Source organism: Methylobacterium sp. GXS13, from assembly GCF_001455965.1.
Classification (GTDB): domain Bacteria; phylum Pseudomonadota; class Alphaproteobacteria; order Rhizobiales; family Beijerinckiaceae; genus Methylobacterium.
Window position 1 is genome coordinate 23,425 of the sequence record NZ_LKKO01000057.1, and the last position, 12,004, is coordinate 35,428.

Annotated in this window: 9 protein-coding genes; 6 read left to right on the forward strand and 3 right to left on the reverse strand. The window is 60.3% G+C overall.

All coding sequences use genetic code 11. The features are described 5' to 3' along the window. The first annotated feature begins 626 nt into the window (after window positions 1-626). From AO398_RS19820 to AO398_RS19835, 4 genes are all read left to right on the forward strand, one after another. The gene (locus tag AO398_RS19820) at window positions 627-3,896 is read left to right on the forward strand and encodes an efflux RND transporter permease subunit (protein ID WP_058193914.1); all 3,270 of its coding nucleotides are present in this window, start codon (window positions 627-629) and stop codon (window positions 3,894-3,896) included. Continuing rightward, window positions 3,896-5,284, forward strand: a complete 1,389-nt coding sequence (locus AO398_RS19825) for an efflux RND transporter periplasmic adaptor subunit (RefSeq protein WP_082643363.1) — start codon at window positions 3,896-3,898, stop codon at window positions 5,282-5,284. Before AO398_RS19820 ends, AO398_RS19825 begins: the two co-directional genes overlap by 1 nt. A 176-nt stretch (window positions 5,285-5,460) precedes the next feature. Then, the gene (locus tag AO398_RS19830; RefSeq protein ID WP_058193915.1) at window positions 5,461-6,141 is read left to right on the forward strand and encodes a response regulator transcription factor; all 681 of its coding nucleotides are present in this window, start codon (window positions 5,461-5,463) and stop codon (window positions 6,139-6,141) included. Next, the gene (locus AO398_RS19835) at window positions 6,128-7,513 is read left to right on the forward strand and encodes a HAMP domain-containing sensor histidine kinase (RefSeq protein WP_058193916.1); all 1,386 of its coding nucleotides are present in this window, start codon (window positions 6,128-6,130) and stop codon (window positions 7,511-7,513) included. Before AO398_RS19830 ends, AO398_RS19835 begins: the two co-directional genes overlap by 14 nt. Window positions 7,514-7,596: 83 nt before the next feature. Here the strand turns inward: AO398_RS19835 and AO398_RS19840 are convergent, their stop codons facing one another. Then, window positions 7,597-7,893 carry a hypothetical protein gene (locus AO398_RS19840; protein WP_058193917.1) on the reverse strand — a complete coding sequence of 99 codons (297 nt, stop codon included), beginning with the start codon at window positions 7,891-7,893 and terminating at the stop codon, window positions 7,597-7,599. 675 nt (window positions 7,894-8,568) lie between these two features. Continuing rightward, on the reverse strand, window positions 8,569-10,167 hold the full coding sequence (locus AO398_RS19845; RefSeq protein WP_058193918.1) for a porin: 1,599 nt from the start codon (window positions 10,165-10,167) through the stop codon (window positions 8,569-8,571). A gap of 499 nt (window positions 10,168-10,666) precedes the next feature. Between AO398_RS19845 and AO398_RS19850 the strand changes: the two genes are divergently transcribed. Continuing rightward, window positions 10,667-10,942 carry a hypothetical protein gene (locus AO398_RS19850; protein WP_058193919.1) on the forward strand — a complete coding sequence of 92 codons (276 nt, stop codon included), beginning with the start codon at window positions 10,667-10,669 and terminating at the stop codon, window positions 10,940-10,942. 228 nt (window positions 10,943-11,170) lie between these two features. On the opposite strand, the gene AO398_RS28445 is transcribed toward AO398_RS19850, so the two are convergent. Then, complete coding sequence (locus AO398_RS28445) at window positions 11,171-11,644, reverse strand: hypothetical protein (protein ID WP_152997576.1); 474 nt, start codon at window positions 11,642-11,644, stop codon at window positions 11,171-11,173. Window positions 11,645-11,884: 240 nt separating this feature from the next. Between AO398_RS28445 and AO398_RS19855 the strand changes: the two genes are divergently transcribed. Further along, a partial coding sequence (locus AO398_RS19855; RefSeq protein WP_152997577.1) for a transposase occupies window positions 11,885-12,004 on the forward strand: 120 nt, incomplete at its 3' end.

The following is a 12,004-nucleotide window of genomic DNA, read 5'->3' on the forward strand; positions in this document are numbered from 1 at the left end:
TGTCTCGAGCAGGCCAGGTCTGCGAATCCTTGAGATGCTGGGGCGATCTGTTTCGGAGACATCGCTGATCGGCATCTCTGGACCAGGCGGCACCCATCAGCAGCTGTTGGACCGCGAAAGTCGATACCCAAATATGGGCCAAGCAATCGCTAAGTGCCTGCTTTGGAGGTGCTGAAAGCCTTATACTTGAATGATTTAGGTCACATCAATTTATTGTGCCGAAGACTGATAACAGGAGAATCGTTTGACCCTCGGCAATATAAAACTTCCGCCTGGTGGAGCGCAAATAAATAAAACGCTAAGATATCAAAGAAAATTCATCTCTTAAAAATTATTTTCATTGCTAAAAAACTCGCCTGTGGGCAGATCAGACGTCGGGGATGCAGGCTGCACCCGAGGCGCAAATTTTGAAAGAGCGGCCTTGTTTTTTTCCAAACTAAAAATTGTTTCAAGATGTAAGAGCGAATTCATTCGAAGCACTGTCGGGAGTGACTTATATCGTCGTGGAGCCGGGCAGGAGCCTCGCTAACCCTCCACAACGCAAGCCTCATTCTGCCTTCTCGAACCGAGGCCAAAGCCGGGGCCCGGAGATCCGCAGGATTCTGGCGAAAAGCGCGATTGGCCGCATGGATCTCGTTCGATTTGCCCTGAAGTTCCGCAAGAGCTTCTATGTTCTTGCCGTCCTCATGTTCCTCGCGGGCATCGGATCGATCGCGGTGGCGCCGAAGGACGTGCTGCCGTCCGTTGATATACCAGTCGTCGTGGTGGTCTGGACCTATAACGGTCTCGACGCCAACGACATGGTTCAGCGTATCACGAATTACAGTGAGTTCTCGCTGTCGAGCAACGTCAATAACATCCGGCGGATCGAGTCGACGTCGATCCAGGGTACCGTGACCGAGCGGATCTACTTCGATTCCACGGTCAGCATCGATCTCGCGATGACGCAGGTTGATTCCGCCATGAACGCCATCCGCTCGCGTATGCCGCCCGGCGTGCAGCCGCCGGTGATCATGCGGTTCTCCGCGTCATCGGTGCCGGTCATCCAGATGGCCCTATCGTCGTCTAAGCTGCCCCTCACCAAGGTCTTCGATTACGCCCAGTACCGGACCCGCCGGCGGCTCGCCGAGGTGCCGGGCTCGACCCTGCCGTCCCCGTACGGCGGCGCGCCGCGTCAGGTGATGGTCGACCTCGATCCCGCCAAGCTGCGCGCGATCGGCATGACGCCGCTCGATGTCCTGAATGCGGTGCTCAAGCAGAACCTCGTTGTGCCCTCTGGGCTCGCGAAGGTCGGGACGCAGCAATACACGGTTCGGCTCAATTCGAGTCCGCTTCTTGTCGATCAGCTGAATCGCATCCCGATCAAGGTCGAGAACAACCAGCCGGTCCTACTACGGGACGTCGCCCAGGTACGGGATGGTTCGCCGCCGCAGATCAACATCGTCCGCGCCGACAGTCATCACTCCGTCCTCTTGCAGGTGCTGAAGAACGGTGCGGCCTCGACCCTGGACGTCGTGAACGCAGTCAAGGCTGCCCTTCCCGACATCCACGCTGCCGCGCCGAAGGGCATGACGATCACGCCGCTGTTCGATCAATCGGTCTTCGTCTCGGACGCCATCTCCGACGTGGTGCGCGAGGCGGTGATCGCAGCCGGCCTCACCGGCCTCGCGATTTTGCTGTTCCTGGGCTCGTGGCGCTCGACCCTCGTGGTGCTCGTCTCGATCCCGCTCTGCATCCTGACTTCGCTATCGATCCTGGTCGCCATCGGGCAGACCATCAACGTGATGACCCTGGGCGGCCTTGCGCTCGCAGTCGGCATCCTGGTGGACGACGCCACGGTGGCGATCGAGAACACGTACCGGATGTTCGAGGAGGGGTTCCCGTTTCGGCGCTCGGTGGTCGAGGGCGTCGCGGGCATCGCCAAGCCGGCGCTGATCTCGACGCTGGCGATCTGCTCGGCCTTCTCGGCGGTGTTCTTCCTCACCGACGCGCCCCACTACCTGTTCGTCCCACAAGCCGAGGCGGTGGTGTTCGCGATGCTGACCTCCTACCTGCTGTCGCGGACGCTCGTCGCCATTCTGATCGACGTTCTCGTCGCCCCGGAATACGCCCGGCATCACGGCGGCGCGGAGCCTGTAGCTGACGGGAAGGCGCCGCAGCGACGGCGATCGGTCCTCGGCCGGCTGTTCGGCTTCGCGCTACGCCCGCTCCGCTGGGGATTCCGGTATCCGTTGCGTGGCGCCGTCGCCTTCCGCGGAGCGTTCGAGCGGGGCTTCACGCGGTTCCACGCGGGCTATGTCGGCCTCCTCTCCGCCGTGCTCCGCCACCCGGGCCGGACCCTGTGCAGCGTGCTCTCCGTCTTCGCGCTTACCGCGGCGATCTTTCCCTTCGTTGGGCAGGATTATTTCCCACAAATCGAATCGAGCCAGATGACGCTGCATATCCGCACCCACCCGGGTCAGCGAATCGAGCAGGCGGAGAAGCGGTTTGCGCAGGTCGAGGACGTCGTCCGGCAGATTGTCCCAAAAGATGAACTTGGCCTGATCCTAGACAACATCGGCCTGCCAGCCTCGAACTATAACTTTGCCTTCATGGACGCATCATTTGTCGCCTACAATGACGGACAGATGCTGATCAATCTGAAGGGTGAGCACAGGCCGATCTCGTTCTACGAGGCGCGACTGCGCAAGGTCCTGCGCAACGCTTTCCCGGATGATGTCTTCTATTTTCAACCATCCGACATCATCACGCAGATCCTGAATTTCGGCACGATCGCGCAGATCGATGTGCAGGTTTCAGGACGCCACGACGCCGAAGATCTCGCTGTGGCGCGCGATCTCGTACGCCGGATCTCGGCGGTCCGCGGGGCGGTCGACGTCCACCTTCATCAGATCGTCGACGCGCCGCAGATGTCCGTGAACGTCGACCGCAGGCTCGCTTCGGAGATGGGCGTTAGCGAACAGTCTATCGCGCAGAACATGAATATCTCGCTGTCGGGCTCCTTTCAGGTCAGCCCGAACTTCTGGGCTGATCCGAAATCCGGGATGCCCTATCAGCTCTGGGTCCAGACGCCGGAATGGCGCAATGCCGACATCGACCAGCTGATGAATACGCCGGTCTCGGTCCACGCGGCCGGCCATGACAAGCCGGGTATTCCGATCCTGCTGTCGAACGTTGCCACGATGCAGCGACAGCCGGAGCAGACGGTAATCAATCACGTCAACCAGCAGCCGACCTTCGACATCCTCGCCAACGTCCAAAACGCCGATCTCGGCAGCGTCCGCAATGCCGTGGATGGGATCGTCGCCGACGCGCAGGCCCGCCTGCCGGCTCCGGACAAGATCTTGGTTCGCGGGCAGATCGAGAGCATGGAGAGCGCCTTCGCGCGGATCGAGATCGGGCTCGGGATCGCGCTGGTGGCGGTCTACCTGCTTCTCGTCCTAAACTATCAGACCTGGGTCGATCCCTTCGTGGTGATCGCCGCGCTGCCGCTTGCCTTCTGCGGCATCGTAATGAGCCTATTCATCACCGGCACGGCCTTCTCGATCCCAGCCCTATTCGGGGCGATCATGTCGGTGGGCGTGGCGAGCGCGAACTCGATCCTCCTCGTCACCTTCGCCAAGGAGCACCGGGAGGCCACCGGCTGCTCGGCAGGCGAGGCCGCCCTGATGGCCGGCCATACACGGCTGCGGCCGGTGCTAATGACCGCCTCGGCGATGTTCCTCGGCCTGATCCCGATGGCGATCGGATCAGGCGAGGGCTCCGAACAGAACGCTGCTCTCGCCCGCGCGGTCATGGGCGGGATCGGCATGGGCACGCTCTCGACGCTGCTCTTTGTCCCGCTCCTCTACACCCTGCTCCGGCACAACCCGATCAAACCCCTCGAGGATTATTGATGCGCGCAGATCCCGACGCTCACGCGTTCGACGCCCACGAGGTTGCAGAGCGGGCGCATCGCCACGCGGTCGAAATCGATCCTCTGCGGCAGGATGGGGCCGGGGAGACGCTGGCACATGCCGATCTGCCGCCCCCGCGCAAGCGGCCCTTCCTGGTGGCTGCCCTGGCGCTCGGAAGCGCCCTCGGCCTTGGTGGCTGGCACCATTGGCAAACCTACCAGGCTTCGCTGGTGACGCAGGCCGAGACGGCCGATTTTGTCCCCGCGGTGCGCACCCTGTCGGCCACCGAAGACGATCAGCCAATGATGCTCACCTTGCCGGGCCAAACCGAGCCCTTTGACCATGCCGACATCTTCGCTCGCGCCACAGGCTACATCGCCGAGCGCCGGGTGGACATCGGCTCGCGGGTGAAGAAGGGTGACTTGCTCGTCCGCATCACCGCCCCCGATCTAGACCAGCAGGCGCGCCAAGCCGAGGCCCAACTCGGCCAGTTCCAGGCCCAGCTCGCCGTCGCCCACGCGAATGTCGAGCAGGCCAAGGCCAACGTCACGCTGGCCAATGCCACCGATGCCCGGACGTCGACGCTGGCGGGCCAGGGCTGGGCCTCGAAGCAGAACGCTGATCAAACCCGAGCCAGCATGCTGACGGCCACAGCGGCCCTGACCGCCGCCGACGCGAATGTGAAGGTCGCCGAGGCGAACATCACGGCACAGCAGGCCAAAGTGGACCGGCTGCGGACGCTGACCACGTTCGAGAACGTGGTCGCGCCCTTCGACGGCGTCGTGACCGCCCGCATGGTCGATGTCGGCGACCTCGTTCACGCCGACTCCGGCGGCGGAACACCCCTGTTCTCCATCGACAGCACGGATGTTCTGCGCGTAACGGTCCAAGTGCCGCAATCGGCGGCGGTGGGCATCCATGACGGCGTCCAGGCCCGCGTGCGCGTCGCTCAGATGCCGGATAAAGTGCTTGACGGAACGGTCTCACGCAGCTCGGTCGCCCTGCGCTCCTCCGTGCGGACCCTCGATACCGAGGTTGACGTTAAGAACCCCGATGGAATCCTGCGTCCCGGCCTCTACGTCGCCGTAACTTTTGCGGTGCCGCGTACGCATCCCCGCGTGACCGTACCGTCCGAGGCGCTGATCTTCGATGCGACGGGTACGCGGGTCGCGGTCGTTCAGCCCGATGACACGGTGCAGCTCCGCCCAATCACGATTGCGCGTGATCTGGGCACACGGCTGGAGCTGCGTACCGGACTCGAGAGCGGCGAAACGATTGTCCTGAATCCTCCCGCGAGCCTCATGGACGGTGCCCGGGTTGTTCCGAAGGGCGATTCCGCTGCGAAGGCAGCGACCGCCAAGCTCACCGAGCAGGCCAGTGTGCAGTGAGGCGCATGGTCCGATCCGTTCACGATCTCGTAAGCTTTGCCGGCCAAATGACGCATTCCGCTAGCGCAGATCAACCGCCATTTGACAGCGGGCTTGAAGAGGATAATTCCGGGTCCGCTGCAAATCTGCAGGAGACCAAGCCGAACAGCCGAATACAGAATAAGAAGGAAAAAAGAATGCCCAGTGTATTGGTGGTCGAGGATGATCGTCGCGTCGCCGCTGAGATCGGTTCGGCGCTCGCGGAATACGGGTTTCAGGTCGACGAGGCGCCGAGTGGAACTACCGGCCTTCGGAAGGCGCTGGAAGGTAACTTCGACGTGATCGTCCTGGATCGCATGCTGCCGGAGATTGACGGCCTGTCGCTGCTCACCAAGCTGCGCGCCGCCAAGGTCTCGACGCCCGTGCTGATCCTGAGCGCGCTCTCGGCCGTCAACGAGCGTGTCGACGGCCTGCGAGCTGGCGGTGACGACTATCTCGCCAAACCCTTCGAGTTCATCGAACTGACCGCTCGGGTCGATGCGCTGGCCCGGCGCAAGATGGCTGCCGAGACTGTTAACGAGTTGGTCGTCGGCGAATTGCGCCTTGACCTGATCGAGCGGGTCCTGCGCTGCGCCGGCCGCGAAATCGAACTGCTGCCCAAGGAGTTCGCCATCATCGAGTTTCTAATGCAGAACGCCGGTGTGCTGGTGAGCCGTAAGATGATTTTCGAGTCGGTCTGGGGCTACAGCTTCAATCATCAATCGAGCGTCATCGACGTGCACATCGGCAAGATCCGTAAGAAGCTTGATCCCGACGGGCTGAACCCCCGGATCCACACGGTGCGCAACACGGGCTTCATCCTCCGTGCGCCTTCTTGAGGTTCGCCGCACCAGCGGCTTCCGGGTAGCGAGCCTGTTCTTCGCGACCTTCGGCTGCGCGTCGCTAGCCCTGTGCGGCTTCCTGTACGTCGATACGCGCAGCTACGGCCGAAAGGCCGCCTTCGAGTGGGTGGAGTGGGAGTCGAAGCATCTCCTGAACCTGCCCCCCCATGCTCTACGCGAGCGCATCGAGGCGTCGGAGGACTTTGCGGAAGGCGGGCGCCCGCTCGTGCTGTTTGGACCGGATCACGCACGCCGCGCCGGTGCCCCGATCACCTACCCGGCGACGGCGCCGATCGGGCGCCCCTTCGTCCTGACCCAGCAGACGGAGCATGGGACGCGCACGCTGTTCAGCGAACTGACGCAGTTGCCGAGCGGCGAGTACGTTCTGGTCAGCCGTTCGGCCAAGGATCTCCAGTCCCTTGAGAACGCCCTTGTCGAGACCTTTTCCTGGGGCATGGCAGCCACCATCGTCATCGGCCTGATCGGTGCCGTAATCTTCGGTGTCGGGTCGCTCCGTCAGAACGACGCAATCACCTCAGCGGTGGTCCGCATCATGCGTGGCGACCTGAGCGAACGGCTGCCCACGCGCGGCGTCTCTGCCGACCTCGCCCACCTTACGCGCGTGGTGAACGACATGCTCGACCAGCTCGAGCGACTGATGCTGGAGATCAAGGGCGTCAACGAGAACATCGCCCATGATCTGCGAACGCCGCTTACCCGGGTCGTCGGGACACTGGAGCGGTCCCTGCGCAAGGCTGACAGCATCGAAGCGTTCCGCGCTTGCAGCGAAGACGTGCTCGCCGAAGTCAAGTCGATTGTCATCCGGTTCTCGGCGTTGCTGCGCATCTCCGAGATGGAAGATCGTCTGCGCCGATCGGGCTTCTCGCAGGTTGACCTGAGCCGACTACTCGAGGATGCCGTGGAGTATTACGAGCCTCTCGCGGCTGAGCGGGGCATCCAGCTCCGATGGGCACGGCCTGAAAGCGCCCTTGATGTAGAGGGTGACCGCAGCTTGATCTTCGAGGCTGCGAGCAACCTGATCGACAATGCCCTGAAATTCACCCCATCCGGGGGCTGGGTCGAAGTCGCGCTTCTGCAGAATCCCACGACCATCCGCGTCACGGATAACGGCTGCGGCATTCCTGCCGAAGAGCTGACCACCGTCCGTGCCCGGTACCGCCGCGGCGCGTTCCGAACCGACAAGAGCGGGTTCGGCATCGGACTGAGCTTGGTCGATTCGATCGCCCGGCTGCACAGCGCGGTCTTTGACATCGCAAGCGACGGGACTGGTTGTCGCGTGACGCTGCTTTGGCCCGATCAGGGCCACGGTTCCATTGCCCTCGGCGCGGCCTCGATAGAAGCCGTCTGAGGCCCGCGCGGGCCCCCGTGGTGCCGTACCAGGGCTGGCGTCGCCTGCCGCGGCAGCGACAGGCGACGAGCCGACGGGATCGGTCAGTACGACGGTTCGCTGTGATGACGTGCGCGGGTGCTCAGGTGGCTCCACTGCCGGTTCGACGGAACGGACCCAGTATAGGCCGGCTGCTGCGGCACGGACGCGCTGTAGCCGGTCGCGCCCTCCCACATGCCACCCGACTTATCGTTCCCCTCAGCGGAAGACCATGGGTCGAGACCGCTTCCGTTCGTCCGGATGATTAGGCTGGGGTCGATCTGCGCGCTGGACTCGTGAGCGAAGGCGGAGCCAGAGATCAGCATGGCGCCGAACGAGCAAGCCAGGATAAGATTCTTCATGACCCAATCTCTTACTTAAGCTGTCGCGTGTCGGCGACGGGAGTACACTGTGAGATAGTCCCGATTTAAATTCCATATTTTCTTGCAGAATAATTCTTTCAGTCTTTGAACGAGTTTGAATTTATAAAATCTGCTTTAAGCGGTTCCACTTCCGGTTGCTGCCGCAACGTTCGACGCTCTTATCGATGGTCTATCACGTTCAGATCACGGTGCCCGGCTATGAACGTCTCCCCCGTGCTCATGCCGGAGGGATTGTCGCGGGGGCTGTGATCTCTTGTGAGGTATAACGAAGCCGAGACGAGTCCATCCCGCCAGGGCGGCCGCATGTAGGCTCCAGCGTCGGCGATCAGGTGCTTGAGACCGAGGCTACAACATGAAAATGCCGACCGGTTTCCCGGTCGGCGAAGTCGTATGGGTCTGAAGCTTTGGGTTCGATTCGATCTGCTCCGGTACCTGAGCGCACCGATTCGAAACCACAGCCAACGCCCGCTCAGCGGCAAGAAGGGCCTCCGAGGAGCTGATTTACTTGTACATGACCCTTCATGGTGAGCAATAAAAATAGATTTTAAATGCTTAAATCGAGAACGAGACAGTCGAGGTTGAAAAAACTTAGGGCTCAGCCTCTCGGCCGAGCCCTGATTAATCGGATGGGGGACGAGACGTGGAGCGGCTTAGCTAAAAATCCCGCTGCACGCGAAACCGAAATTGTGCCGCGTCCTGTGCATTCACATAGCGCAGCGAGTTCTTTGAGATATCCGGCGTTACACCGCTATTGAGGGCAGTGCGGATGTACTCACCCTCGACGCCGATATCGAGGTCCTTCACCGGCGTCCATATCAGGCTCGCGCCGGTGACGATCTGGTTGTTGCCGCGTAGCACCGGGCTCGTCGCGAAGGCCAGAGCATTGGTCGCACTGGCGCCCGCAGGCGCGAAACCGAAGCCCAGGAGGCCGAGTGCGTTACGACCCTTCGTGTTGTAGTCGATCTCCGCGTAGCTACCGAAGAACGCCGAGCGCCAGGCGGGGCCCCAGTAATGGAGCAGCGAAGCGACGGCCGAGAAAGTGGTCGATAGCTCAAGCCGTCCCGTGGTCGGGTTTAGGACGGCGTCGGCGTAATATTGGGCGAAGGCGCCACCGCCCACCGGCGCCGCCGCGAGGGCGTCGTACGGAGCCGTGTAGTTCGAGATACCTGTATAGCTGAGTGCGCCCTGGCCGTAAGCGCTCTGGAGGTAAAGTGTATCGCCCGTCGCTATGAACGGCAGGTTGACCTTCAGGCCGCCCTGCACCGCCCAGCCGTAGGCGCTCGAGGCGCGGCCGGTGGGCGAAATGCCGAGGGCGCTCGTCGCTGTCGTGACACCGGCTACCGCGCTGCCGGCGTCGCCAGCATTTATCTCGTGGACGGCCGCCGACAACTGTGCTGATCCCCACGCCTGGTCGATGCGCGCGACGCCGATGAAGTCAGGCATGCGGGCCTTTTGGGTCACGTCGACGAAGGCGACGTTGCCGGGCCCTACGACGATGGGAGCCAGGAAGGTCGAGGGGGTGAAGGGATTGAAGGCATTGCTGTAACCGGCAAACCCGCCTGCGCCCGTGAAGGCGCCGACCGCGGAACCGGTTCCGAAGATCGGGAAGCGGCGATAAGTCGGATCCTCCATGGAGGCGCTCACGGTGACGCCGTTGCTGAGAGTGGCCGTGTAGGCCAGCACGTTCGTGCTGAATGTGTCCGACCCGGCTGTGCCGCCGATAAGTTCGAAGTCGTGCGCGTAGAAATCGAAGAACGATGATGCCCGGCCAGCCGTCAGCCCAGCGAACTGGATGAAGGCCTTGTCGGCATTAATGTAGGTCTGCGTCCGGTTGAAAGCGTCGGCACCGAGGCCCGGGAAGGCTAAACCCTCCCGCTGGCGGGATCCGGAGGTGAGGAAGGGGCCGCTGCGGTCGGCGAGATCAAGACGCAGGAAGGCGCGGAGCGTCCCGTAGTCGGTCTGTGTGCGGGCATCGAGGTTGATGCGCATAAGGCCGAGATAGCCGGTCTGGTCGCCGCCAGTTCCGGTGCGGACCTTGCTGGTCTGGTACAGGAAATCATACCGCGCACGACCTGAAATGCGCAGGCAGGTATCGCTTCCAGGAATATAGAAAAATCCCGCGCCATAGGCGTTGCACACGCGCACATACTCGATCGGCGCAGCCTTCGTGGTTGGAAGGTCGGCCGCATGTGCCACGGAGCCCGAAACTAACACGGCCGAACTGCACAACAAGAGCGTCTTGAGATCAGTCATAATGTCCCCGCATACGGCGCCGCGAGCACGTGTGTGCAAGCGTCAATCCAGAACTCCGCGTTGAGGCTACAGAATGGTTCCGTTTCGTGCAGCCTGTCGCAGTATTTAAGAAATTTGGACGTTCACGATATCGGCAGCTTGACCGTATCCAAACGTTTTTTGTTTGACAAATAAATTAGGCTTTGATTTTATAATTGAAATTACATTATTAAATTGGTTTTTTGTTTTCAAATCACCTTCCTAGGGCAGATGCGATGCCTCCCGAGACGGAGCGGTCGGGAACGCATGCCCAGGCAGCGCGTGTTTGAGCTCGATTTCGATATCGGCCATACGTCCGTCCGCACGCAGACCGCGTTTTGACGGTTCAATTTTTAAAATCTTACCTTGTCTTTGTCGTCCGGTTTTTGATTTGTGTGTCGATTTCAATTTACAAACTAGGAACCGGGGTGGCTTTTGAAGATCATTTTGAGTATTAAATTGGCGTCCGAGGGAATGAAATATGCGCGAGCTGGATTTCTGGACTGCTTCCGCATTCACGATCATCTTGGCTTGGTCGTTGTACGGCCTGTTTGCGTTCTCGCATTCCTACGTGATGTTTCTGCCGCTTATGGAATCGCTGAAGTACGACGATGCGGGCAATACTCTGATTGGTGCGGCCTTGTTCGCGGTCAGCTCTGCCTATGCGGCAGCCGTTCTCATTCGGACCGTTTGGGCGATCCGGACTTGGCTGGTTAGGGTCCTGCGCGTAGCCAGCGCAGAGACCCCGCCGGCGTGACGCTGCGCCATTCGGAAGCAACAAAGAACTCGGAGTGGTGGGACACTGCCGCAAGGCGGACAATGTTTTTTTAATCAAATGGTATGTCTTTTGGGAAGATTGCCTAGCTCGAAAGCTTTGAAATCAAGTTGCGCCTGAGTTGGCCAATCATTAAACGACGCGTTCAGGCTGAGTAAGCGCCAGCTTCACGAACGGCCTAATACCTTTCAGTTTTCGGCCGCAATAAATTTAGATAGGCAAGGTGTTGATGATCAAAACACCATCGTCCGTACGGGTCAATTGAACTTTGCCAATAGTAAAATTTATTACTTCTCCGCGCGTATTGTATGTCAGGGCGCACGATCCTCCATTTGTAAATGTTATAAAGTGACTTACCAGGCCATTGCTACGTTCAATTTGATGAATTTTTACAGATGTGATGTCCCCGATTGAGATTGTTCTCACGCCAGTAAGTAAACCTGAAACACAACCAAAATTATCTTCTTCAACACGATATCCTTCGGCTTCAAATATCTTCGAGCCATTTTTGTCGAAAGACTGCTTAATATAAGTAGTGTGAGTGCTATGTTTATCAATTCTCATCGAAAGATCGTCCTTCTGCTGAAAGTGCTTGTTCAGACAAGGTTGGATTTTGTCAGCTTGCTGCAAATATGCAAGTTGCTGCTGTGTCGTGTTGTTCAGAATTCTTATCAAATTTTGCAATTGCCCAGGCCTGTGACGGTGCGGATCAGGGGCCAATGGTTTTAAGGATGGTAGCGAAGGGGCTGCTGCGTGAGAGGCGCACGCTGCTGCATTCCTTTTGGCCCGGGCTGCGCTCGCTGCTATGGCTCAAACAGATGATCTGCCTGCGATCGGGATCGCTCTTGACCCTGACCCAGCAAACTGGTCCGCGCTGAGCGCAAGTTTTTCGGGCATCCTGAACCCTGAAGGAGGGTGGATGCCATGCCTCGCAAACGCTTCACGAACGAACAGATCGCCTTTGCCCTTCGGCAGGCGGAGAACGGCGCGACGGTGGACGAGGTCTGCCGGAAGATGGGTGTGTCCGAGCCGACGTTCTACCGC

Bases quoted from the DNA above. Each gene is read 5' to 3' on its own strand.
- AO398_RS19840 (WP_058193917.1), bottom strand. From the start codon at position 7,893: ATGAAGAATCTTATCCTGGCTTGCTCGTTCGGCGCCATGCTGATCTCT.
- AO398_RS19830 (WP_058193915.1), top strand. From the start codon at position 5,461: ATGCCCAGTGTATTGGTGGTCGAGGATGATCGTCGCGTCGCCGCTGAG.
- AO398_RS19820 (WP_058193914.1), top strand. From the start codon at position 627: ATGGATCTCGTTCGATTTGCCCTGAAGTTCCGCAAGAGCTTCTATGTT.
- AO398_RS19850 (WP_058193919.1), top strand. From the start codon at position 10,667: ATGCGCGAGCTGGATTTCTGGACTGCTTCCGCATTCACGATCATCTTG.
- AO398_RS19825 (WP_082643363.1), top strand. From the start codon at position 3,896: ATGCGCGCAGATCCCGACGCTCACGCGTTCGACGCCCACGAGGTTGCA.
- AO398_RS19845 (WP_058193918.1), bottom strand. From the start codon at position 10,167: ATGACTGATCTCAAGACGCTCTTGTTGTGCAGTTCGGCCGTGTTAGTT.